The sequence below is a fragment of the Tatumella citrea genome (assembly GCF_002163585.1).
In the GTDB taxonomy this organism is placed as follows: Bacteria; Pseudomonadota; Gammaproteobacteria; order Enterobacterales; family Enterobacteriaceae; genus Tatumella; species Tatumella citrea.
In genome coordinates, this window is the sequence record NZ_CP015579.1 from 2,874,891 (window position 1) to 2,897,917 (window position 23,027).

Sequence of the window (23,027 nt, forward strand, 5' to 3'; positions counted from 1 at the left end):
GCTAATCAAGGCCTTGTTATTGAAGTTGAAGCGGCGAACCAGTGCTGAATATTGCTAATTGCAGCATTTGAGGTATCCAGAATCGGCTGCGGATAAACTCCCAGCAGAACCAGTAATACCACCAGTACCAGAATCATCAGAAACTCACGGGCATTCATTCCACGCAACGGTGAATCAGATTTTGGTGCGCCATAGTACGCCCGCTGCATCATGATGAGCGAGTACACCGAAGCAAACACCAGACCAAAGGTGGCGATGATAATGACTACCGGCACAACACGGAAACTACCGGTGAGGATCATAAACTCACCCACGAAGTTACCGGTACCTGGCATCCCGAGATTCGCTACTGCAAAGAATAATGACAGCCCCGGCAACCACTTAATCCGTGACCACAGCCCACCCATCAGTCGCATATCACGGGTATGCAGTCTTTCATATAACTGACCACACAGGATAAACAATGCAGCTGAAGACAGACCATGAGCAATCATCTGGATCACTGCCCCCTGGAAAGCCAGCTGACTGCCGGTGTAGATGGCAATCAATACAAAGCCCATATGGGAAATAGAGCTGTAAGCAATCAGACGTTTGATATCGGTCTGAGAGAACGCCATCCATGCACCGTAGAAAATACCCAGCAGTCCCAGGCCCATCGCAATGGGTGCAAACTCCGCTGAAGCCTGCGGGAACAGAGGCAGACTAAAACGCAGCAGACCGTAAGCGGCGGTTTTCAGCAGAATACCTGCCAAATCGACCGAACCGGCGGTAGGAGCCTGACTGTGTGCATCCGGTAACCAGCCATGCAATGGTACAACCGGCATTTTCACCGCAAACGCGATAAAGAAGCCAAGCATTAACAGGTATTGCACTGTATGTGACATCGGCGTGTTCAGCAGTCTTTCATAACTGAATGTCCATTCGCCGGTGGCGTGGAAATGCACCAGCACCAGACCAAGAATGGCAATCAGCATCACCAGACCCGAAGCCTGGGTATAAATGAAAAACTTAGTCGCCGCCGAAATACGGGTCTTCCCGTCTGAGGCTTTGTGGCCCCATAGCGCAATCAGGAAGTACATCGGCACCAGCATCAGTTCCCAGAAGAAGAAGAACAGGAACATATCCAGTGACAGGAACACCCCAATCACACCACCGAGAATCCACATCAGATTCAGATGAAAAAAGCCCTGATATTTCTCTATCTCATTCCAGGAACAGAGTACTGCCATCGTTCCGAGTAAACCGGTCAGCACCACCATCAACAATGACAAGCCGTCAATCGCCAGATGGAAGTTAATGCCAAATGCCGGGATCCACGGCACCGAGAATTCAGATTGCCACTGCGGGATTCCCGCAGCCTGAGTTAATGAATAACCTCCCTGCGACCAGAGCAGCAAGGAAAGTGCCAGCGTTAACCCCATAGTCAGCAGTGCTATCCAGCGCGGAGCTCTGACACCAAAGCGTTCAGCCAGCCAGCAAAGAAAGCCGCCAACGAAGGGGATTATAATTAGCCAAGGTAGTAACACGGCGTTTGGTTCCCTTTTAGTGATCCGCGGATGTCTGTCACCCGCGAAAATTTATTAAGCATGGCAGAGATAGCAAAGCCGTAGCCTTGTCGCTGCCTGCTCACCTCAAACCACCAGCATTAACGCCAGCACAACAACTGCACCAATGCCCATTGAAGCGACATACCAGCGCAGATAACCATTTTCGCTCACCGTCAGCCCTTTACTGGCCGCACGGGAAACCACTGCCAACAGATTAATCAGCGTATTAAACGGATCTGATTTCAGCAGCCAGGCAATGGCGCGATAAGTTTTCACGAACAGCAGATCGTAGAGCCAGTCGAAGCCCCAGGCAGCAAACCACCAACGGGACAGGAACCGGCCTGGCGCACTGGTAGCAACCGAGGACACCAGTTGCCGTTTACCCAGCCACAACAGAGCGGCAATCACAATCCCGGCAATGGCGACGATACCGGAAGTAATTTCCAGGGCGACCTTACCTTCTTCTCCCCCGATGCTCTGTGGTAATACTCCGGCCAGCGGTGGCGTAATAAACGCACCGATAAAGGTAGAGAGCACCAGTAAAATCAGCAGCGGTAAATGATGAGTGATGCCCTTACCGGCATGTGCCTTAATTTTCTCTTCACCATGAAACACAATGAAGATCATACGGAAGGTATAAATCGAGGTCAGAAACGCCCCGACCAGCCCGGCCAGCATCAGAGTGTGGTGACCACTGGTCATCGCACCGTACAGGATTTCATCTTTACTGTAGAAACCAGCAGTGATCACCGGCAATGCTGACAGCGCGGCTCCACCCACCAGGAAACAGACATAAACCAGCGGAATGCTTTTACGTAAGCCGCCCATTTTGAAAATGTTCTGCTCATGATGACAGGCCAGAATTACCGAACCTGAGGACAGGAACAACAGTGCTTTAAAGAAGGCGTGGGTCATCAGGTGGAAAATTGCGGCATCCCAAGCCTGAACCCCAAGCGCCAGGAACATGTAACCAATCTGACTCATTGTCGAGTAGGCCAGTACACGTTTGATATCTGTTTGTACCAGTGCAGCAAAACCAGCGAGTACCAGAGTGATGGCTCCCACAATCCCGACCAGATGAAGAATTTCCGGGGTGAGCAGGAACAGTCCGTGGGTACGGGCAATCAGATAAACCCCGGCCGTTACCATGGTAGCGGCGTGAATCAGTGCCGATACCGGTGTCGGACCGGCCATCGCATCAGCCAGCCAGGTTTGCAATGGTAACTGTGCAGATTTACCAACAGCGCCACCCAGCAGCATCAGCGTTGCCCATTCCAGCAGATGGTGATTGCCGGCAAACTGTGTCGGAGCAAGTTCAGCCATTTCCCGGAAGTTCAGCGTACCCAGCTGGTTGTAGAGGATAAACAGGGCAAACGCGAGGAACACATCACCAATACGGGTAATGATAAAAGCCTTCATCGCAGCTTTGCCGTTTTCCGGATTGGTGTAGTAAAAACCAATCAGCAGATAAGAGCACAGCCCCACTCCTTCCCAGCCGAGATACATCAGCATCAGGTTATCAGCCAGAACCAGCACGACCATACTGGCAATGAACAGGTTGGTATAAGCGAAAAACCGTGAATAACCTTCTTCACCGCGCATATACCAGGAGGCAAACATATGAATCAGGAAGCCGACTCCGGTCACGACAGACAGCATCGTCAGCGACAGTCCGTCCAGTGTCAGATTAACCTGAATATTAAATTGTCCGACCTGCATCCAGGTCCAGAGCGCCTGCTGGTAAACCGCACGACCGTGATTAAAAAAATCAATACCGGCATACAAGGTCACCAGAGCCGCCAGACCCACCGATCCCATTCCGACCGTAGCGGAAAGGTTTTCGGACCAACGACCACGAGAAAATGCCAGTAACAGGAAGCCAATCAATGGCAGTAATACGGTTAAGTAGAGAAGATTCATCCGCGCATCTCACTCACTGAATCAATATTCAGAGTCTGACGACGACGATGCAATTGCAGCAGCAATGCCAGCCCGATACTGGCTTCTGCCGCTGCCAGGCTGATCGCCAGAATATACATTACCTGACCATCGGCCTGGCCCCAGTAGCTTCCGGCAACGACCAGCGCCAGCGCCGCCGCATTAATCATGATTTCCAGACCAATCAGCATAAACAGCAGGTTACGACGCAGAACCAGTGAGGTCAGCCCCATAACAAATAACACAGCCGCAAGGATGAGTCCGTGTTGAAGAGGTATCATATTTTTTCCTCCTTATTTGCTTTGATGGTGTCGTCGGGGCGGTTGCTCAGCACCTCTCCCCGCCGGTCTTCACGACCAATGTGATAAGCCACCACTACGCCTGCCAGCAGCAACATGGATGCCAGTTCAACTGCCAGCACATAAGGTCCGAATAAACTGATACCGACCGCTTTAGCATCAATCACCGTACCGTCAATTCCCTGATCATTGATGCTGGAAATCGCTTTAATCAGTGCAATCAGCAGCAGTAATGCAATAATCCCGGGACCAATCCACAATGACGGTTTCAGCCACTCCTGCTCCTGTTTTTGCTGCACTTTGCCAAGATTCAGCATCATCACGACGAACACGAACAACACCATAATCGCACCGGCATAAACGATAATTTCCAGTGCACCCGCGAAATAAGCCCCGAGCGAAAAGAACACCCCGGCAACAGCCAACAGCGAGATGATTAGATACAGCAAGGCATGCACCGGGTTAGTGTGAGTAATCACCCTAAGCGTGGTTAACACCGCGATTGCCCCACAAAAATAAAATGCGAACTCCATTCCCGACTCCTTAGGGTAATAAGCCTTTAACGTCGATAGGTTTGGCTTCGTTTTCGGCGGAACCTTTCTCTTTACCGTCAATAGCCATACCTGCCATCCGGTAAAAGTTATATTCAGGATATTTCCCGGGGCCTGAAATCAGCAGATCATTTTTCTCATATACCAGGTCCTGACGTTTAAATTCGCCCAGTTCAAAATCGGGGGTCAGCTGAATCGCAGTGGTCGGACAAGCCTCTTCACATAATCCACAGAAAATACAGCGAGAGAAGTTGATTCGGAAAAACTCCGGATACCAGCGACCATCACTCATTTCCGCTTTCTGTAACGAGATACATCCCACCGGACAGGCAACCGCACACAGGTTACAGGCAACACAACGTTCCTGGCCGTCAGGATCGCGGGTCAGCACGATTCTTCCGCGATAACGTGGTGGCAGATAAACCGGCTCTTCCGGATACATCTGGGTTTCGCGCTTGGCAAAGGCATGCATTCCTATCATCCAGATACTGCGCACCTGTGTCGCAAAGCCCACCACAATCTCTTTTAATGTCATGGTGTTACTCCTTATTGCGCGTTGTACAGAATCACTGCGGCAGTCGCCAGCAGGTTCAACAGCGTCAACGGCAAACATACTTTCCAGCCGAACGACATCACCTGGTCATAGCGCGGGCGAGGTAACGCGGCGCGGATCAGAATAAACATCATCATAAAAAATGCGGTTTTAATGGCAAACCAGATGAATGGCGGGAGCCACGGGCCTAACCAGCCACCGAAAAACAGCGTAACGATTAACGCTGAAACAGTAGTGATAGCCACATATTCACCAACAAAGAACAGCCCGAATTTCATCCCGGCATATTCAATGTGGTAGCCGTCGGCCAGTTCCTGTTCTGCTTCCGGCTGATCGAACGGGTGACGGTGACACACCGCAACTCCGGCAATACAGAAGGTCACAAAACCGAAGAACTGAGGAATGATATTCCACAGGTGTGTCTGACTGGTGATGATCGCGGTCATATTAAATGACCCTGCCTGTGCTACCACGCCCATCAGGGATAAGCCGAGGAACACTTCATAGCTCAGGGTTTGTGCAGAAGCACGCATCGCACCCAGCAGAGAATATTTGTTATTACTCGACCAGCCAGCGAACAGCACCGCATACACCGCCAGTCCTGCCATCATCAGGAAAAACAACAGCCCGATGTTCAGGTCGGTGACCATCCATTCCGGAGAAACCGGAACAATGGCAAATGCCAGCAGCAATGCGACAAACGCAATCACCGGAGCCAGAGTAAAAATAGCGCGATCAGTGAAAGGAGGAACCCAGTCCTCTTTAAAGAACATTTTAATCATGTCAGCGGCCAGCTGCAGCGAACCGCCCCAGCCAACACGGTTAGGTCCGTAACGATTCTGGAACAGCCCCAGCAGGCGTCGTTCTGCAAAACTCATAAAAGCTCCGCAGGCGACCACCACCAACAGGATCACTATCGCTTTCACTACCTGAATCAGAACCGCTATTACCTCAGGAGTAAACCAACTCATTGTGCTGCCTCCTGCAGTTTTTCAATGGTTGCGCCAGACAGGAACAAAGGAACACCCGGCATTCCCAGTGGCAGACCGACCTGACCGGCAGGCAGTGCCGCAGAAAAATGCACCGGCAGATTTACGGTTTCGCCGCCACACTGTAATTGCAGCAGCGCACCTTCGTTAACTCCCAGTTTTTCCCCTTCCTGAGGGTTAATCACCATCACTGCTTCGCTCATACGCTGACCGAACACCGGCGAGCGTTGAGATAGCTCTTCACTGCCGAACAGACGATACATCGGTGCAACCTGCCACTGCCCGGCCGCCGGAGTTGGCGCAACAGGAGTAAACCAGTTAAGCCCGCTGGCCGAAGGTTCAATTAACCGGACGCCAGGATCACCGTTACGCAAATGCCCGCCCACTTCATCCTGGAATTTGTTCCATGCCTGAGGTGAGTTCCAGCCCGGAGCCCAGGCAAACGGAATCTGCGACCGCGGAGCCGATGGCTGGTTGTTACCTTCCATCGAGAACGCAAACATCGTGTCTTTATCCTGAGGCTGACGCGGCTCATGCACACTGATATTGGCACGCATGGCGGTACGCCCGCTGTAACGATGAGGTGAACGCGCCAGTTTTTGACCGCGGATGCGGAACGAAGCATCCGGTGCCGCCTCTTTAATCGCTGCCAGTTGAGGATATTCTGCGATCACCGTGTCAATTACATGATCAAGTTGTGACCAGTCAATTTTCCGGCTTTCCAGCACAGCGTGCAGTGAATGCAACCAGCGCCAGCTTTCGGTGACCTGAACACTGTTATCGTAAAATGCCGGGTCAAACACCTGGAAGAACCGTTGTGCGCGGCCTTCATGGTTTACGACGGTACCATCGCTCTCAGCAAAGGTTGATGCAGGCAGGATATAATCTGCTTTTTCCAGAGTCTGAGTCTGCTGATGATCCAGCACGATCACCTGATGGCTGTTATTCAGTGCCGCATCAACCAGCGCTGCAGGAGCGTGACGGTAAAGATCATTCTCCATAATGACGACGGTATCCGCTTCACCTTTGGTCAGCATATCCAGTGCAGACTCCAGCGGTTGTCCGCCAAGCATCGCCAGGCCAATACTGTTCGTCTGCGGAGCCAGCAACGTAATACCGACATCTGCACCTTTATTTTTCAGCGCTCTGGCGACGTTAGCTGCCGCTTCAATCATGGCCTGACTACCGGAGTGAGTTCCGGAGATAATCAGCGGTTTTTTCGCACCGCTGAGTGCCTGGACAACCACATCCAGTTTACCGTTCAGTGAACGTTCAAACTCACCGGCCGCAGGGGCATCTCCGTCAATCGCATTGGCAATTGCAAAACCAAGCCGTGCCTGCTCTTCCACACTGGCACGATAGCTCCATGCAGCAATATCATCTAAACGGGTTTCAGCCACATGGGTGACAAACAGTGGATGTTTCGCGTGCTGCCCGATGTTCAGGATGGCGGCAATCTGCCAGTCAGCAACTTTCTGAGCCGCTGCCAGTTCACGGGCTTTGCCCTTCACTGCCTGACGAACAGATAAAGCAACGCGCGCACCTACCTGGGTCAGATCTTCGCCCAGCACTAACACTGCATCGTATGACTCAATTTCACGCAGAGACGGGGTATAAATTCCGCCGTCACGCAGCACTTCCAGAATACGCATAACATTGTCATGTTCACGGCTGGCCATCCCGGTAGAGAAGTTGTCTGCACCTACCAGTTGTTTCAGCGCAAAGTTACTTTCAATACTGGCGCGTCCGGAGCCGATACCGATGACTTTTTTGCCCTGACGCATAATATCTGCCGCCGCATTAACAATCTGCTCAGCACTCAGAGATACCCAGTCAGTGCCCCGTAATTGTCGGGAGTGACGCGGGCGATCTTTGCGGTTGACGTAGCCATAACCAAATCGGCCACGGTCGCATAAGAAGTAATGGTTTACGCTACCATTGAAACGGTTTTCGATACGGCGAAGTTCACCATAACGTTCACCGGGACTGATGTTACAACCGATGCTGCACTGCTGGCAGATGCTGGGAGCAAACTGCATGTCCCATTTACGGTTATAACGTTCAGAGTGAGTTTTATCGGTGAATACCCCTGTCGGACAAACTTCGACCAGGTTGCCAGAAAATTCGCTTTCCAGCGTACCGTCTTCCGGCCGGCCAAAGTAGACGTTATCATGCGCACCGTAGACCCCAAGGTCAGTCCCTCCGGCATAGTCCTTGTAGTAACGGACACAGCGGTAACAGGCGATACAACGGTTCATTTCGTGGGAGATAAACGGACCGAGATCCTGGTTCTGGTGGGTGCGCTTGGTAAACCGATAGCGGCGGAAACTGTGGCCCGTCATCACGGTCATATCCTGAAGGTGGCAGTTACCGCCCTCTTCGCAAACCGGACAATCATGGGGGTGGTTGGTCATCAGCCATTCCACCACACTTTCACGGAATTCCTTTGCTTCGGCATCTTCAACAGAAATGAAGGTACCGTCAGAGGCCGGAGTCATACAGGACATCACCAGACGTCCGCGGGTATCTTCGGCATTCTGATATTGCTTTACCGCACACTGGCGGCAGGCACCCACGCTCCCGAGCGCCGGATGCCAACAGAAATAAGGAATATCCAGCCCGAGAGAAAGACAAGCCTGTAACAGGTTGTCCGCCCCGTTTACTTCATATTCTTTACCGTCTACATGAATAGTAGCCATAGTGAACATGCTTCCGTAAGGCTCGTGCCGGCACGAGCGTTAAACATAATACTTATAATTTTCGTGGTTTCCGGGGCTCTTTCGCACGCTGTGTTGGCGAAAGCTGACCAGGGCTACCAGCGTGATTTCAGCAGGTTAGGCTGGATGCCCGCAATCTGGTTAAGATTGCCGAATACCTGAGGTGCAATACCCGCTTCAAACTCGTCACGGAAGTATTTAATCGCACTCTGCAAAGGTTCCACGGCGCCCGGCGCATGGGCGCAAAATGTTTTGCCCGGCCCCAGCTGACGACATAATTGCTGCAAGGTTTCGATATCACCCGGTTGCCCTTTGCCCTGCTCCAGAGCACGAAGAATCTTCACACTCCACGGCAAACCATCGCGGCACGGGGTACACCAGCCGCAGGATTCACGCGCAAAGAATTCTTCAAGGTTACGCACCAGCGACACCATATTAATCTCGTGGTCGACAGCCATTGCCAGAGCTGTTCCAAGACGGCTGCCCGCTTTACCAATGCTGGCAAATTCCATTGGCAGATCGAGGTGGCTTTCGGTCAGAAAATCGGTACCTGCTCCGCCTGGTTGCCAGGCTTTAAATTTCAGGCCATCCCGCATGCCACCGGCATAATCCTCAAGAATTTCCCGGGCAGTGATCCCGAACGGCAACTCCCAGACACCCGGGTTTTTTACCCGTCCGGAAAAGCCCATCATCTTGGTACCTGCATCTTCACTGCCGGAAATCCCTTTGTACCATTCAACGCCATTGGCCATGATTGCCGGTACGTTAGACAGGGTCTCCACATTGTTTACGCAGGTAGGCTTACCCCAGGCACCGGCCGATGCCGGGAAAGGAGGCTTGGAACGCGGGTTAGCGCGACGTCCTTCCAGCGAGTTAATCAGTGCGGTTTCTTCACCACAGATGTAACGCCCTGCACCGGTATGCACCATCAACTCAAAATCGAATCCGGTTCCGAGGATGTTTTTCCCCAGCAGTCCGGCTGCTGTCGCTTCTTCAATTGCCCGCCGCAGGTTGGCTGCGGCTTCAATATATTCACCGCGCAGGAAGATATAACCGCGATAAGCCTTCAGAGCGAATGCACCAATTAACATCCCTTCCACCAACTGGTGCGGCATTTGCTCCATTAACAAACGGTCTTTGTAGGTGCCTGGCTCCATCTCATCGGCGTTACACAGCAGGTAACGGATGTTCATGGATTCATCTTTTGGCATCAGGCTCCACTTCAGCCCGGTGGAGAAACCTGCGCCACCACGCCCTTTCAGCCCGGAATCTTTGATTTGTGCCACAATTTCATCAGGGGCCATCGACTGCAGTGCTTTAATGGCGCCGGCATAGCCGTTTTTACTGCGGTATTCGTCCAGAAACACCGGCTGCTGATCGTCACGCATACGCCAGGTGAGAGGATGTGTTTCCGCAGTACGAATGATAGTCTTCACGGTCATTGATACTGCTCCAGTAAAGTGGCAATCGATTCCGGGGTCAGATGGACATGCGTCTGTTCGCCTACCATCATCGTCGGCCCTTTGTCGCAATTACCCAGACAGCAGGTTGGCAGCAATGTAAAGCGACCATCTGCGGTCGTCTGGCCTGGCTTGATATTTAGCGCCTGTTCAAGTGCCGCCTGAATCCCCTGATAACCGGTAATGTGACAAACCACACTGTCGCAGTAACGAATCACATGTCGTCCGACCGGCTTACGGTAAATCTGGCTGTAGAAGGTAGCGACACCTTCCACATCACTGGCAGGGATACCCAGCACATCAGCAATGGCATCAATCGCACCATCAGGCACCCAGCCGCGATGTTTCTGAACAATTTTCAATGCTTCTATCGACGCTGCACGGGCATCTTCGTAATGATGCTTTTCGTGTTCAATTGCCTGGTACTCTTCTGCGTTCAGCACAAAAGTTTCTGCAGGGTCAATCGTTTTAACGGCTATTTTCTGGTCATTCATCATTAGCGGTCCACGTCAGACATAACAAAATCAATACTGCCGAGATAGACAATCAGGTCTGAAACCAGGCTGCCACGGATCACCGACGGTATTTGCTGCAAATGCGGGAAGCTTGGGGTCCTGACACGGGTGCGGTAGCTCATCGTGCTGCCGTCACTGGTCAGGTAGTAGCTGTTAATCCCCTTAGTAGCTTCAATCATCTGGAACGACTCATTGGCCGGCATCACCGGTCCCCAGGAAACCTGCAGGAAGTGAGTGATCAGCGTTTCGATATGTTGCAGAGTACGTTCTTTCGGCGGCGGAGTTGTCAGCGGGTGATCGGCTTTAAATGCTCCTGCAGGCATATTATTCAGGCACTGCTCAAGGATGCGTAATGACTGCCACATCTCTTCCATTTTCAGCATCACACGGCTGTAAGCATCGCTGACGCCATCCCCGACAGGGACCTCAAAGTCGAAATTTTCATAGCCTGAGTATGGACGCCATTTACGAACGTCAAAATCCAGCCCGGTCGCACGCAACGCAGCCCCGGTAGTGCCCCACTCCAGCGCTTCTTTTTGGTTGTAAGCGGCAACACCCTTAGAACGCCCAATCAGTACCGTGTTACGTAATGCCGCTTTGTCATACTCTTTCAGACGTTTTGGCATCCAGTCGAGGAAATCGCGCAACAACCGTTCCCAACCTTTCGGTAGATCATGTGCCACACCACCAATACGGAACCAGGCCGGATGCATACGGAATCCGGTGATAGCTTCAACCACATCGTAAATTTTCTGGCGGTCAGTAAAGGCAAAGAACACCGGAGTCATTGCTCCGACGTCCTGAATAAAGGTGGAGATATATAACAGGTGGCTGTTTATACGGAATAACTCAGACAGCATGACGCGGATGACATTAACCCGGTCCGGCACAGTAATACCGGCCAGCTTTTCTACTGCCAGTACGTAAGGCATTTCATTAACACAACCACCGAGGTATTCAATACGGTCTGTGTAAGGGATATAGCTGTGCCAGGACTGACGCTCACCCATTTTCTCGGCGCCACGATGGTGGTAACCGATATCCGGAACACAGTCGACAATCTCTTCACCATCCAGCTGCAGAATGATGCGGAAGGCACCGTGCGCCGACGGGTGGTTAGGACCAAGGTTCAGGAACATAAAATCTTCGTTCGCCGTCCCCCGCTTCATGCCCCAGGCTTCCGGATTAAAGGTCAGTGCCTCCATTTCCAGATCTTCTTTGGCTTTAGTCAGCGAGAACGGATCGAATTCAGTAGCACGGGCCGGATAATCTTTACGCAGCGGATGACCGGTCCAGGTGTCAGGCATCATGATGCGGGTCAGATGCGGGTGCCCACGGAAGGTGATACCAAACATTTCCCAGGTTTCACGTTCATACCAGTTAGCATTTGGGAAAATACTGGTAATTGTAGGTAAATACAGATCGTTTTCTGACAGCGCGACTTTAATCATAATGTCGCGGTTACGTTCCACGGATAACAGATGGTAGAACACAGAAAAGTCAGCAGCCGGTAAGCCCTGACGGTGGGTACGCAGTCGTTCATCTACACCATGCAGGTCATAAAGCATGACATAGGGTTTAGGCAGCTTACGTAAAAAGGTAATTACTTCCGGTAATTGTTCACGCGGCACCCAGACCACCGGTATTCCGGTACGGGTTGGCTGAACAGTAAAGGCCTCGGGGCCAAAACGATTACGCAACTCACCGACAACAGGATCATCCAGATGATCCCTTGTTTGCCATGCCGGCAGAACGGAGTCTTGCGTGTTCAAATCAGTCATACGATATTCACCATTTCGGCCCGTATCCGGGCACTTATAAGATGACATCAGGATGAAAATCCGGCGGGGTTAATTCTGCCTACGCCAGGTAAATCGCATCCCTAAATAACCGGCTTAAATTTCATCCGGGGTGCGCAGGTTAGTCACAGCAATACGCTCGCCACGTTTACGTTCACGTTCCGATGGCATATTGGCTCTGTAAACCCCCTGATCGCCTACAACCCAGGAGAGTGGACGGCGCTCTTTGCCGATTGACTCCTGCAACAGCAATAACGCCTGCATATAAGCTTCAGGACGGGGTGGACATCCCGGGATGTAAACATCAACCGGCAGGAATTTATCCACGCCCTGCACTACCGAATAGATATCGTACATTCCGCCAGAGTTAGCACAGGCTCCCATCGAAATAACCCACTTCGGTTCCAGCATCTGGTCATATAACCGCTGAATAACGGGAGCCATTTTGGTAAACGGGGTGCCTGCAATGACCATAAAGTCAGCCTGGCGAGGAGAAGCACGCATAACTTCAGCGCCGAAACGCGCTACGTCATGCACTGCAGTAAAAGAGGTTGTCATTTCGACATAACAGCAGGAAAGACCGAAGTTATAAGGCCAGAGCGAGTTTTTTCTGCCCCAGTTAACCATGTCATGTAATGCGTGCTCGAGTTTGCCCATATACACACTGCGGTGGACATGCTGCTCCAGCGGATCGCTTACAATTTCCTGTTTCTGCAGAGGGTAACGATCGTTGTCACCATTACCTTCGGGGTCTATGCGGGTCAGCGTATAGTCCATTTTAATGCCTCGCTGTTACTGCTTTTGAGAGGGAATATCACTGCGTCCGGCGTCAGTAGTGACAGGGACCCGACGGCGGGCTGGCGCCCAGTCCAGCGCACCAATCCGCGCCAGATACACCAGACCTGCCAGTAATACCAAAATAAAAATTGTCGCTTCTGCAAAGCCGACCCAGCCACTTTCCCGCACTGAGGTAGACCAGGCGTAAAGGAACAGGGCTTCAACATCGAAAATGACGAAGAACATCGCCACCAGATAAAATTTTGCAGACAAGCGCAGCTGAGTATTACCGACCGCGTCGATACCCGACTCGAAAGGAGTATTTTTATATCGGGCTTTAGCCCTGCCGCCGAGTAACCAGCCACCGGTTAACATGAAGGCACAGAGACCAAAAGCAATTACGACAAATACAACGAAAGCCCAATGATGTGCGATTACTTCAATGGTTGTTGACATACTCATGCTTACTCATCAAACGTGGCTCAGAGACTTACCAGACAGCGATCGTCCATCACCACAACAATTCAAGGGAAGGGTATTAACGTTATAAAGAGTGCTGCAGGATTCGTATCCACAGCATTTTTATGGGTTTTTTACCCCTTTTGGTAACCTTTTGTCAACCTTGACAATTATAGTTAAAGACTAATTCACAAAACAAACATATTATTAACAAGTAGTGCGCCTACGTCCAGCTAAATCGCTTCAGTTGCGGTCGCCTAATAGCCAACTTGTTCAAATCACAGACTAAGTCCTTATAGTCTGGCAGGTCTTTGGTCATTTTCCTTCCTGAACACAGATTATTTTTTTGATCGAGAGCAGGCTTATGGCGAGACTGAATAAAAAATAACCATTTCCCGGCTTTTTATTCAGCTGAACGTTAAATTCCGAACATAAAAAAACCCGTCGGCAAACGTTTTGCCGGCGGGTTTTGCGGGTCTGTATCAACCCTGGCTGGTAGTAAAGTGCTATTAGCCAGCAATATCTCTGGCGGTCAGCTCTGCCATATCCTCTTCGTCTTCACCGCTATATTCATCATGTGCAGACAGTGGATGGGAAGGATCGGCCAGCGGTTGTAACACAGTGAAAATTGACCTCAACAATTCATTATCACTGTTTTCCAAACGACACAGCAGATACTGAGTATCGGGCAGTGCCGGTAGTCCTTCGGCGTTCCCCAGCACCCGAACTTCCGGGCCAATCATTTCTGCAGGTCGGGCAGTGGCACCCAGTCCTGATTTGACGGCTACTTTTACGGCAGATAACGACGCGGCCACATATGAGATTCGCCACGGCGTGCCGTTACGGTTCAGACTATCAATGGCCATTTCACGGTAAGGATTTGGCTCATCCTGCAGAACCAGAGGTAATGCTTCGCCGTGACGGAATGCGTAATCTGCGGCACAGAACCACAATGTGGGTGAGGTACGCAATACCTGACTGATAACACCTTCGTGCCCTGCTGTAGTAAGCACAATATCAACATCTTTATTTTCCAGCAGAGTGAAAACGGTCGCCGAAGGGTTGATGCGAATATCAATCGTTAGTTTCGGGTACAACGTGGTAATACGGTTAAGAACGTAAGGCAGCAACGTTTCAGCGGTATCTTCGGTAACGCCTATGGTCAGAACGCCCTGGACGTTGCTATACATCAGTGATGCACAAGCCTCATCATTAAATCGTAATATTTTACGGGCATAACCGAGTAACTGAATACCGTGTTCAGTCAGTAACTTATTACGGCCATGTCTGGCGAACAGTTCTTTACCAACCAGTTGCTCAAGCCTCTGCATTTGCTGACTGACTGCAGATTGTGTACGGCAAACTGCTGCTGCCGCGGCCGCAAAGGTATTCAGATCAGCTACTGCAACAAAGGTCCTTAACAGATCAAGGTCCAGATTCATAATTGGAGGATTAGTATTTGTCATATTTTATAGTCACTTATAAGTTTTTTATTACTTACTGCCCTGGTGTTACTTTAAAACCTGCCTACTGACAGGATACAAACAGAACCCAGAAATCTCCAGGTCAGGGTCCGACGGCAATCAGGCCAGTCAAAGAAAAAGTCCCTGATATTCAGAAATTTCTCATGGATACAGATAGTTAGTTTCATTATCTCATTCACCTGCTACTGCATTACCTCCCGGAATGCTTCATCAACAATTTTAGATGATTTATGCCTCATTAAAAGGCAGCGCGTAAAATTCATTGCAGATTTCAATCGCATTAAATTTATTAATAATACTTAATCATTTTTAACCGTGAATTGGAATTTTTTTTATATAAAACTACATAATTTTTGACCTGGTTCATATTCAGTGACTCACATTTTCTCTTCTTTTACACTGGGACTTTACTTATAGGGTGCTCACCCTTCGGAAATAAACTATCTTCATGTTTTTAATATGTAATTTTCTAATTCAATGATAAATAAACCATCAGTATTTATTAGAATTTAGCAGAATTATCTTAATTAACTATTGATTCGGAATGCTATTTGTTGTTTTTCTAATCTTTACAATAAAAATGAAAGCGATTACATAGATAAATAATCAATTAACACTAACTGATATTTGGCGGCTTTTATTTTTTAACGGGGAAATATATCTGGCAGATATTCTCTGAATATCAACCAGATACAAAGCAACAACACACCAGTACAAAATTCTGATTTTGAACTTTTTTGCAGCCATTCAATCCAGATATCTGATGATTGACATTATATAATAATATTAAAATAACTGATGAGCTAAACAACTGTCCAAAACAGCTCTTTACCCTTCTTTTAGCCGGATCAGAGGAGTACATTTATAGGGTTGACTCACAGGGCAGACAAATGGACTCTGCCATCCAAGGCGATTGTAATGACTCAAAAAATTGAAAAATCCGCGAAGCTCGATAACGTCTGTTACGATATCCGGGGCCCGGTTCTGAAAGAGGCGAAACGCCTTGAAGAAGAAGGAAATAAAGTTCTTAAACTCAATATCGGAAATCCGGCTCCTTTTGGTTTTGAAGCACCGGACGAAATTTTGGTCGATGTGATAAAGCATCTGCCTACGTCTCAGGGTTACTGTGATTCAAAAGGGCTCTATTCCGCCCGAAAAGCTATTATGCAGCACTACCAGGAACGTGGCATGCGGGATGTCACGGTAGAAGATATCTATATCGGTAACGGTGTCTCCGAATTAATCCTGCAGTCTATGCAGGCATTATTAAATACCGGAGATGAAATGCTGGTTCCGGCCCCCGATTATCCACTGTGGACGGCCTCAGTATCTTTATCCAGCGGTAAAGCCGTTCATTATCTGTGTGACGAATCTGCCGGATGGTTTCCTGACCTCGAGGATATTCGCGCCAAAATCACGCCACGTACCCGTGGGATTGTGATTATTAATCCGAATAATCCAACCGGAGCAGTTTACAGTAAAGAGCTGTTGCTGGAGATTGTTGCCATCGCCCGCGAACATAACCTGATTATTTTTGCCGACGAGATATACGATAAGATTCTCTATGATGAAGCTCAGCATCACTCCATTGCCGCACTTGCACCGGATTTGCTGACGGTGACATTTAACGGACTATCGAAAACCTACCGTGTTGCTGGCTTCCGCCAGGGATGGATGGTTCTCAACGGACCGAAAAAGCATGCTAAAGGCTATATCGAAGGCCTGGAAATGCTCGCTTCCATGCGCCTGTGCGCCAATGTTCCGGCACAGCACGCTATCCAGACAGCGCTCGGCGGTTATCAAAGCATCAGCGAATTTATTGTACCGGAAGGCCGTTTGTACCAACAACGGGACCGGGCATGGGAACTGATTAATGATATTCCCGGGGTCAGTTGCGTGAAACCACAGGGAGCGCTGTATATGTTCCCTCGCATTGATCCTAAAAAATTCAACCTGCATGATGATCAGAAAATGGTACTGGATTTTCTTCTGCAGGAAAAAGTTCTGCTGGTACAAGGTACTGCCTTTAACTGGCCATGGCCGGACCATGTGCGGATAGTTACCCTGCCCCGTGTGGATGATCTGGAAATGGCAATTGGTAAATTTGGCCGCTTCCTGGAACATTATCGCCAGTAATCTCTGCTTTGTCGTCCGGCCCTCCCGGGCTGGACGCCCTTATTTACCATTATCCTCTCGTGCTTTGCTCTTTAGTCTCACCGTCCGTCTGCAGCAAACTCCTGCTATTATTGACGCCACTGCATTTACCAACCGGCGCAAAAGGAACCAGATAATGAAGCTACAAAGTACTTTTATGGCATGGATCACCCGGATGCCGCTAATCAAACGCTGGGCATTAATGCATTGTTTTCAGGAAGAAAATGTCGCTGAGCATAGCCATCAGGTCGCCGTGATTGCACATTTACTCACCGTGATCGGTAACACGCGTTACGGTAACACGCTGGATCCTGACCGGGCAGCAGTGATCGCTTTGTATCATGAGGTGTCAGAAACCAAGCTGCAGGATATAAACTCAAAAACTAAGTACCACAATCCACAGTTTACTGAGGCGTTTAAGAAACTGGAAACGCTGGCTGAACAGGAATGTATCGAAACTCTGCCTGAAGACTTACGGGACAGTTTCTCAGGACTGATCATTCAGAAAAACGTCGATCCGCGCTATAAAGCCATTGTGAAGGCCGCAGATATTTTATCGGCTTACATCAAGGCATTAAATGAACTGCGCTTCCATAACGATGAATTTCAGCATGTGAAAGAAGGACTGGAAAGCAGAATTGCAGAACTTAGAAAAGAGATGCCAGAAGTAAATGATTTTATGGAAGTATTTTGTGCCAGCTGCACGACAACACTGGACAAAATATCCGAACATTATCACTGATTTCCTGAAGCGAAAGCAGCCCGCAGTACTTATTCTGCGGGCATCACCAGCGGGGCTCAGGAGACTTTACTTAATCTGAAACTGTTCTCATGTTGTAGTTCTACAACGAGTTGTTCAAGTGAGGTAAGACGCAGTAAGCAGTTTTCAATTCCTGGTGTTTCCTGTGGCGCATTCACCGCCACAACAGCGCACCCTGCTGCCAGACCAGAAATAACCCCTGCGCTCGCATCTTCAACCACCACACATTGTTGTGGGCTGAATCCCATCTGCTGTGCTCCGGTGAGATAAGGATCGGGTTCAGGTTTTCCACGGGTAATTTTTTCTGCGGTAATAAACACTTCCGGCAAAGGCAATCCAAGACACTGATAGCGAGCAAACGCAACCGGATAGCTTCCGGAGGTCACAATGGCCCACGGGATATGCTGGCGGTTGAGCGATTCAAGCAACTGCGTGGCTCCGGGCAACGGAACAATTCCGTCGGTCTGTGTCGCTTCGCGATGTTCAAGCCAGGCAAACTCCTCACGAATAAGCGAGTCCGGTTTACCTGCCAGAAAATGACGTAACGAGGTAATGGCTTGTTTGCCGTGGATAAAACTGAGAATCTGTGCGGCATCGATCTGATGCCGGTGACCCCATTCGGTCCAGGCGAGTTCAACTGCCGGTAACGAGTCCACCAAAGTACCGTCTAAATCAAACAAGAATGTTTTAAACATTGTTTTTCCCTGGCCACTCTCAGGCAGCCGCGCTTAATACTCTTCATTTGTCCGTAGATTTCGCAATATCCGTCTTTCTCCGGCCACACATCAGGTGCAACGACAGCTGTCAGAGATCATCAAGAAACGTTTTATCCAACTGACGAAATGCCCGTTTGAGGATATCTGCCAGGGACTGGTAAGTAGGAGCACCCTCTGGCATCGCCGTAGCCTGACCGGCCTCTGCCAGTTTTTCGCGTAACGAGTGATACCAGTGCAACAGAGTCGGTGGCAATGGCTTCATCGAACGTTTTCCCATCCACCATAGCCCCTGCAATGGCAGACTACAGGCGAATAAGGCGCTGGCAACCGCTGGTCCTAACTGCGCATGCAGTGCAATCTGCCAGCAGAGGGTAAAGACAGCCAGCGGCGGCATAAAGCGCACAGCAAAGCGTATCGCCTTCCCTACCCTGTGCTCCGGAAACACCGGACTCAGACGTTTATCATCCGGCCAGGTTTTCATGTAGTGTTGCCCGCGTTGCAATACGCCAAACCAGCTCACATTGCCAGAATTACTCATCACGGCACCTCAATTATATCAATAAAACATCAAAAAATTTTGAAATCCAACCATCAACCAGGGTAAATTTAGGCTCGCTGAAAATACCACTGGTAGCCGCGCAATCGCTGATTCTGCCAAACCTGTAACATCCGGGACGGCAGCTTATCGCCGCATACTCAAAAAAATCGCAAGAATTACTGATTTTTTTGAGTATGGACAATATATTGCCCTGGCCGGGTATTTATTCTAAACCTGTCTGCATTCATGGGTTACATTAACGTCTGATGGCGCTGTTAATCGCCACTTTAAACAAATAGGTGCTTCCATGTCGAGTAAGTTAGTCCTGGTTCTTAACTGCGGCAGTTCTTCCCTGAAGTTTGCCATCATAGACCCTGAAAACGGGGATGAATACCTTTCAGGGCTTGCTGAATGCTTCAATTTGCCGGAAGCCCGGATAAAGTGGAAACATGATGGCATTAAACAGGAAGCCACACTGGGTGCTGGTGCAGCCCACAGTGAAGCACTCGATTTTATTGTTCATACCATCCTGCGCGAACAGCCACAACTTTCAGATCAGATTATTGCTATCGGGCACCGGGTGGTTCATGGCGGTGAAAGCCTGACAGAATCTGTCATTATCAACGATCAGGTGATAGAAGAAATCCGAAAATCTTCTAATTTTGCCCCGTTACATAACCCGGCCCATCTGATTGGTATTGAAGAAGCGCTAAAAAATTTCCCACATCTTTCCGATAAAAATGTAGCGGTATTTGATACAGCTTTCCACCAGACAATGCCTGAAGAGTCTTATCTTTACGCTCTGCCGTACAAACTCTACAAACAGCATGGAATTCGCCGCTACGGTGCCCACGGGACCAGTCATTATTATGTATCACGTGAAGCGGCCAAAATGCTGGAAAAACCCATTGAATCCCTCAATGTCATAACCTGCCATCTTGGTAATGGTGGATCAGTGACAGCAATACGCAATGGCCAGTCAGTAGATACCTCAATGGGATTAACCCCGCTGGAAGGACTGGTCATGGGAACTCGTTGTGGAGATATTGACCCGGCTATCATCTTCTTCCTGCACGATAATCTGGGGATGAACACAGAACAGATCAATCAGATGCTGACTAAAGAGTCTGGCCTGCTGGGTCTGACTGAAGCCACCAGCGACTGCCGCTATGTTGAAGATAATTACCTGACTCTGGATAACGCCCGACGCGCTATGGATGTTTTCTGTCATCGTCTGGCTAAATATATTGGTGCCTACACATCTCTGATGGATGGCCGGCTGGATGCAGTAGTGTTCACCGGAGGCATTGGTGAAAATGCCGCCACGGTTCGTGAGCAGACACTGAAAAAACTGGCCTTGCTGAATCTGGCAGTAGATCATGACAGTAACCTGGAAGCTCGCTTTGGACAATCCGGCTTTATTAATCAGCCCGGAACCCGACCAGTACTGGTCATCCCAACCAATGAAGAATTAGTCATTGCACGGGACGCTGCAAGACTGACAGCCTGATTTACCCCCCCCCACCGTCAGCCCAGGCTGACGGTGTTGTTTTAGGACCGAATAAAAAAGAAGAGAGGTCAATTGTGTCCCGCACAATTATGCTAATTCCCACCGGCACCAGTGTCGGTCTGACCAGCGTCAGTCTCGGTGTTATCCGTGCCATGGAACGAAAAGGGATGCGCCTTAGCATCTTTAAACCCATTGCGCAGCCTCGTTCCAATAACGATGCAGAAGATCACACCACAGCTATTATCCGTCATAATTCAGTCATTCCGGCTGCAGAGCCCTTCCGCATGTCTTACGTTGAAAACCTGCTGGGATCCAACCAACAGGATGTGCTGATGGAAGAAATTATCTCCCGTTATCACGAAAATGCCCGTGATGCTGAGGTGGTATTAGTCGAAGGCCTCGTCCCGACCCGTAAGCATGAATTTGCCAATTCGCTCAACTATGAAATTGCCCGTACCCTGAATGCCGAAATCATCTTTGTGATGTCTCCGGGCAACGATACCGCCGCTCAGTTCAGAGAGCGTATCGAGATTATCCAGAGCAGTTTTGGTGGTAAGAAAAATAAAAACATTGCGGGGATCATCATCAACAAGCTGAATGCCCCTGTTGATGATCAGGGCCGGACCCGTCCCGACCTGTCTGAAATTTTTGAGGATTCTACCGAAGCCAGTATTGCCAGCCTGGATGCTGCCAAACTACGTGAAAGCAGCCCGTTACCGGTGCTGGGGTGCATCCCATGGAGTTTTGACCTGATAGCGACCCGGGCCATTGATATGTGCCGTCATCTGAATGCCAGGGTGGTTAACGAAGGTGATATTCAAACCCGACGCATTCAGTCAGTCACCTTCTGCGCCCGTAGCCTGCAACATATGCTGGAATTGTTCCGCCCTGGTTCTCTGCTGGTAACGTCAGCAGATCGCCCGGACGTATTGGTTTCTGCCTGTCTTGCGGCAATGAACGGAGTAGAAATTGGCGCGATTTTACTGACTGGTGGTTATGAAATCGATCCGCCAATCCGTGATCTCTGCTCGCGGGCCCTGCAAACCGGGTTGCCTGTCTTCACCGTAAATACCAACACCTGGCAAACGTCGCTTAATCTGCAGAGTTTTAATCTGGAAGTTCCGGTTGATGATACCCAGCGAATCGAGAAGATTCAGGAGTATGTCGCAAGTTATATCGATACTGGTTGGGTGAACTCGCTGAGCGGCGCCTCCGCCGGTAACCGGTTGCTTTCTCCGCCGGCATTCCGCTATCAGCTGACTGAACTGGCTCGTCAGGCAGCTAAACGCATTGTTCTGCCTGAGGGCGATGAACCAAGAACGGTTAAAGCTGCAGCCATCTGCGCGGCACGAGGGATTGCCACTTGTATCCTGCTCGGTTCACCGGATGAAATTCATCGTGTAGCAGCGACCCAGGGTGTAACCCTTGGCAAAGGGATTGAAGTCATTGATCCTATGAAAGTGCGTGAAGATTATGTGGCAAGGCTGGTTGAATTGCGTAAAAGCAAAGGAATGACCGAAATTGTCGCCAGAGAACAGCTGGAAGACAATGTTGTTCTCGGAACACTGATGCTGGAAAAAAATGAAGTGGATGGACTGGTGTCCGGAGCCGTTCATACTACCGCAAACACCATTCGCCCGCCTTTACAGCTGATTAAGACTGCGCCTAACAGCTCACTGGTTTCCTCCGTGTTCTTTATGCTGCTGCCTGAGCAGGTGCTGGTGTATGGCGACTGTGCCATTAACCCGGATCCTACAGCAGAGCAACTGGCTGAGATTGCTATTCAGTCTGCCGATTCAGCTACTGCTTTTGGCATTGAGCCGAGAGTTGCCATGATCTCGTATTCCACAGGGAATTCGGGTGCAGGCAGTGATGTTGAAAAAGTCAGAGAAGCTACCCGGCTGGCCAAAGAGAAACGCCCGGACTTAATCATTGACGGGCCATTACAGTACGATGCGGCAATTATGGAAGATGTGGCAAAATCTAAAGCCCCGGACTCAGTGGTCGCAGGCCGTGCCACCGTGTTTATCTTCCCTGATCTGAATACCGGCAATACCACGTATAAGGCAGTACAGCGTTCAGCAAACCTTATCTCTATTGGGCCGATGTTGCAGGGCATGCGTAAACCGGTGAATGATCTGTCACGCGGTGCTTTGGTGGATGATATTGTTTATACCATCGCACTGACTGCAATCCAGTCAAAGCAGGCAGAAACTCACGAGTAAAAATGGTTTTGGTATAAATGACACAGGCGGGCAACA

The 23,027-nt window shown here is 49.8% G+C and carries 19 protein-coding genes; 4 read left to right on the forward strand and 15 right to left on the reverse strand.

Annotated elements, in window-relative coordinates; translation table 11 throughout:
• Positions 1 to 5: 5 nt before the first annotated feature.
• From nuoM to A7K98_RS13805, 13 genes are all read right to left on the reverse strand, one after another.
• A complete protein-coding gene (gene nuoM, locus A7K98_RS13745) occupies positions 6 to 1,526 on the reverse strand; it encodes an NADH-quinone oxidoreductase subunit M (protein ID WP_087489073.1) in 1,521 nt (506 codons plus the stop codon).
• 105 nt (positions 1,527 to 1,631) lie between these two features.
• Positions 1,632 to 3,467, reverse strand: a complete 1,836-nt coding sequence (nuoL, locus tag A7K98_RS13750; RefSeq protein WP_087489074.1) for an NADH-quinone oxidoreductase subunit L — start codon at positions 3,465 to 3,467, stop codon at positions 1,632 to 1,634.
• Positions 3,464 to 3,766: an NADH-quinone oxidoreductase subunit NuoK gene (gene nuoK, locus A7K98_RS13755; protein WP_087489075.1), complete on the reverse strand. Its 303-nt coding sequence runs from the start codon at positions 3,764 to 3,766 to the stop codon at positions 3,464 to 3,466. The genes nuoL and nuoK overlap by 4 nt, the downstream gene beginning before the upstream one ends.
• Positions 3,763 to 4,317, reverse strand: a complete 555-nt coding sequence (nuoJ, locus tag A7K98_RS13760) for an NADH-quinone oxidoreductase subunit J (protein WP_087489076.1) — start codon at positions 4,315 to 4,317, stop codon at positions 3,763 to 3,765. The genes nuoK and nuoJ overlap by 4 nt, the downstream gene beginning before the upstream one ends.
• 10 nt (positions 4,318 to 4,327) lie before the next feature.
• A complete protein-coding gene (gene nuoI / locus A7K98_RS13765) occupies positions 4,328 to 4,870 on the reverse strand; it encodes an NADH-quinone oxidoreductase subunit NuoI (RefSeq protein WP_038021743.1) in 543 nt (180 codons plus the stop codon).
• A gap of 11 nt (positions 4,871 to 4,881) precedes the next feature.
• On the reverse strand, positions 4,882 to 5,859 hold the full coding sequence (gene nuoH / locus A7K98_RS13770) for an NADH-quinone oxidoreductase subunit NuoH (protein ID WP_087489077.1): 978 nt from the start codon (positions 5,857 to 5,859) through the stop codon (positions 4,882 to 4,884).
• Positions 5,856 to 8,576, reverse strand: a complete 2,721-nt coding sequence (gene nuoG, locus A7K98_RS13775) for an NADH-quinone oxidoreductase subunit NuoG (protein ID WP_087489078.1) — start codon at positions 8,574 to 8,576, stop codon at positions 5,856 to 5,858. Before nuoG ends, nuoH begins: the two co-directional genes overlap by 4 nt.
• Before the next feature lie 113 nt (positions 8,577 to 8,689).
• Positions 8,690 to 10,030, reverse strand: coding sequence for an NADH-quinone oxidoreductase subunit NuoF (gene nuoF / locus A7K98_RS13780; protein WP_198361182.1), 1,341 nt, complete (start codon positions 10,028 to 10,030; stop codon positions 8,690 to 8,692).
• Between the two features lie 2 nt (positions 10,031 to 10,032).
• On the reverse strand, positions 10,033 to 10,548 hold the full coding sequence (gene nuoE / locus A7K98_RS13785) for an NADH-quinone oxidoreductase subunit NuoE (RefSeq protein WP_087490518.1): 516 nt from the start codon (positions 10,546 to 10,548) through the stop codon (positions 10,033 to 10,035).
• A 2-nt stretch (positions 10,549 to 10,550) separates the two neighbouring features.
• The gene (gene nuoC, locus A7K98_RS13790; RefSeq protein ID WP_087490519.1) at positions 10,551 to 12,350 is read right to left on the reverse strand and encodes an NADH-quinone oxidoreductase subunit C/D; all 1,800 of its coding nucleotides are present in this window, start codon (positions 12,348 to 12,350) and stop codon (positions 10,551 to 10,553) included.
• 114 nt (positions 12,351 to 12,464) lie between these two features.
• Positions 12,465 to 13,145 (reverse strand): NuoB/complex I 20 kDa subunit family protein, encoded by a 681-nt coding sequence (locus A7K98_RS13795; RefSeq protein ID WP_087489080.1) that lies wholly within the window; start codon positions 13,143 to 13,145, stop codon positions 12,465 to 12,467.
• Between the two features lie 15 nt (positions 13,146 to 13,160).
• Positions 13,161 to 13,607 (reverse strand): NADH-quinone oxidoreductase subunit A, encoded by a 447-nt coding sequence (locus tag A7K98_RS13800; protein WP_087489081.1) that lies wholly within the window; start codon positions 13,605 to 13,607, stop codon positions 13,161 to 13,163.
• A gap of 506 nt (positions 13,608 to 14,113) precedes the next feature.
• Complete coding sequence (locus A7K98_RS13805) at positions 14,114 to 15,070, reverse strand: LysR family transcriptional regulator (protein ID WP_087489082.1); 957 nt, start codon at positions 15,068 to 15,070, stop codon at positions 14,114 to 14,116.
• 936 nt (positions 15,071 to 16,006) lie between these two features.
• On the opposite strand from A7K98_RS13805, the gene A7K98_RS13810 reads away from it, so the two are divergent.
• Both A7K98_RS13810 and yfbR read left to right on the forward strand, forming a co-directional pair.
• A complete protein-coding gene (locus A7K98_RS13810; protein WP_087489083.1) occupies positions 16,007 to 17,224 on the forward strand; it encodes a pyridoxal phosphate-dependent aminotransferase in 1,218 nt (405 codons plus the stop codon).
• Between the two features lie 154 nt (positions 17,225 to 17,378).
• Complete coding sequence (gene yfbR, locus A7K98_RS13815) at positions 17,379 to 17,984, forward strand: 5'-deoxynucleotidase (RefSeq protein WP_087489084.1); 606 nt, start codon at positions 17,379 to 17,381, stop codon at positions 17,982 to 17,984.
• A 56-nt stretch (positions 17,985 to 18,040) separates the two neighbouring features.
• Here the strand turns inward: yfbR and A7K98_RS13820 are convergent, their stop codons facing one another.
• Together A7K98_RS13820 and yfbV are read right to left on the reverse strand one after the other, a co-directional pair.
• Entirely contained in the window at positions 18,041 to 18,697 is a 657-nt protein-coding gene (locus tag A7K98_RS13820; RefSeq protein WP_087489085.1) for a sugar phosphatase, read from the reverse strand.
• Between the two features lie 109 nt (positions 18,698 to 18,806).
• Positions 18,807 to 19,256, reverse strand: a complete 450-nt coding sequence (gene yfbV, locus A7K98_RS13825) for a terminus macrodomain insulation protein YfbV (protein WP_087489086.1) — start codon at positions 19,254 to 19,256, stop codon at positions 18,807 to 18,809.
• Positions 19,257 to 19,563: 307 nt separating this feature from the next.
• Here yfbV and A7K98_RS13835 point away from each other — a divergent pair, with 307 nt between their 5' ends.
• Positions 19,564 to 20,766 (forward strand): acetate kinase, encoded by a 1,203-nt coding sequence (locus A7K98_RS13835; protein ID WP_087489088.1) that lies wholly within the window; start codon positions 19,564 to 19,566, stop codon positions 20,764 to 20,766.
• An 89-nt stretch (positions 20,767 to 20,855) separates the two neighbouring features.
• A complete protein-coding gene (gene pta / locus A7K98_RS13840; RefSeq protein ID WP_169715439.1) occupies positions 20,856 to 22,991 on the forward strand; it encodes a phosphate acetyltransferase in 2,136 nt (711 codons plus the stop codon).
• Positions 22,992 to 23,027: the final 36 nt, after the last annotated feature.